Source organism: Alphaproteobacteria bacterium (genome assembly GCA_040905865.1).
Classification (GTDB): Bacteria; Pseudomonadota; Alphaproteobacteria; order UBA8366.
This window is the reverse complement of sequence record JBBDQU010000021.1, coordinates 1-1,492: the sequence shown is the minus strand read 5'-3', so window position 1 is coordinate 1,492 and position 1,492 is coordinate 1. Positions and strand designations below refer to the sequence as shown.

The 1,492-nt window shown below is 60.8% G+C and carries 1 protein-coding gene; it reads right to left on the bottom strand.

Annotated features, from left to right (window positions below):
* Positions 1–352: 352 nt before the first annotated feature.
* On the bottom strand, positions 353–1,378 hold the full coding sequence (locus tag WD767_04160) for an IS110 family transposase (protein MEX2615269.1): 1,026 nt from the start codon (positions 1,376–1,378) through the stop codon (positions 353–355).
* Positions 1,379–1,492: the final 114 nt, after the last annotated feature.

The following is a 1,492-nucleotide window of genomic DNA, read 5'->3' as shown; positions in this document are numbered from 1 at the left end:
ACTACAAGGGCTTCCCCAAATTCGCAAGTGCTGTTGATGTTTTTCAGTTCATTGCTTTTTCCTGTTCTGTTCCGTTTCAAGTCGCGCTGCTTGCATCGTGCGAGAAGGTGAAGGACTGCTAAACTACAAACGGTCATGTTGGGCATACACCCGGACCCTGATGAAAGACGCGCGCCGGGACCTCAATCGTTAGTCGGGTTCTACTGCTCCCCAGTAAATTGATCAGGCTCTCCCGGCGCGGGTCCAACCCGCTTCACATCAACGCTGCAGTGCATCGGTGATTCTTTAGTCGCCGCCCGGCGGCGCGTATATTCCTTTCAGTTTTCTTTTCTTTGGCAGACGGTTTTGGTTTTCACTCTTTGATCAACTCCAGTTTGAAATCTTCCCCATACTTCAACACCGCCCACGCCAGCCGCGCGTTCTTCGCCGCGATGGCGATCACTGCGCGCCAGTAGCCGCGCCTCTCCTGCAATGATCTGGCCCAGCGGCTGAAACGATCCTGCTTGTCGCCCAGACTGTTGAGCACCGCCCGTGCGCCCATCACGAGCAAGCTGCGCAGGTAGTTATCCCCGGCCTTGGTGATCCGCCCCAGCCGCGCCTTGCCGCCGCTGCTGTGTTGTCCCGGCACCAGTCCGATCCACGCGGCCACCTGGCGTCCGCTGCTAAAGTCATGGCCGCCGCCGATGCTGGCCAGCAATGCGCTGGCGGTGACCGGGCCGATGCCGGGGAGCCGCATCAACCTCTTGCTGCGCGCGTCGTCGCGGGCGGCTTTGGCGATGGCGCGGTCGTACTCTTCGATGCGCTTGTCGAGTTCGTCGGCATGCGCCAGCAAATCGCCCACGCACAGGTTGGCGTAGCCCGGCAGGTCTTCCAGGTGTGCGCCGATCTCGCGGCGCAGGCAGGTGACTTTCTGCGGCAGGACGATGCCAAATTCGGTTATCAGGCCGCGCAGGCGGTTGTAGCTGGCGGTGCGCTCTTCGACGAATCCCTGCCGGGTGCGATGCAGACACAGAATGATCTGCTGGTGTTCTTCCTTGACCGGGACGAAAAGCATGTTGGGGCGCGTGACGGCCTCGCAGATGGCGGCAGCGTCCGCCGCATCGTTCTTGCCGCGCCTGCCGGTCATGCGGTAGGGCGCGACGAACTTCGGCGCCATCAGTTTGACGGTGTGGCCGTACTGCCTGAACTGCCGCGCCCAGTGGTGTGCGCCGGAGCAGGCTTCCATGCCGATCAGGCACGGCGGCAAGTTGGCGATCAGCGACAGCAATTCCGCGCGCGGCACTTTCGGCTTGACCAGCACCGGCTTGCCGCTATCATTGACGCCGTGCACGGCAAATACGTTCTTGGCGAGATCGATTCCTACGGTGATAATGTTCATGGACTTCCCCTTTCGCGGTGTTGATGAAATGACCAAACTCCATCATGGCACTTGTTGCCGTTCGCGGCTTCCGCCGCTACCTCGGGACGGGGAAGTCCCTTTCATTCGTTAGGC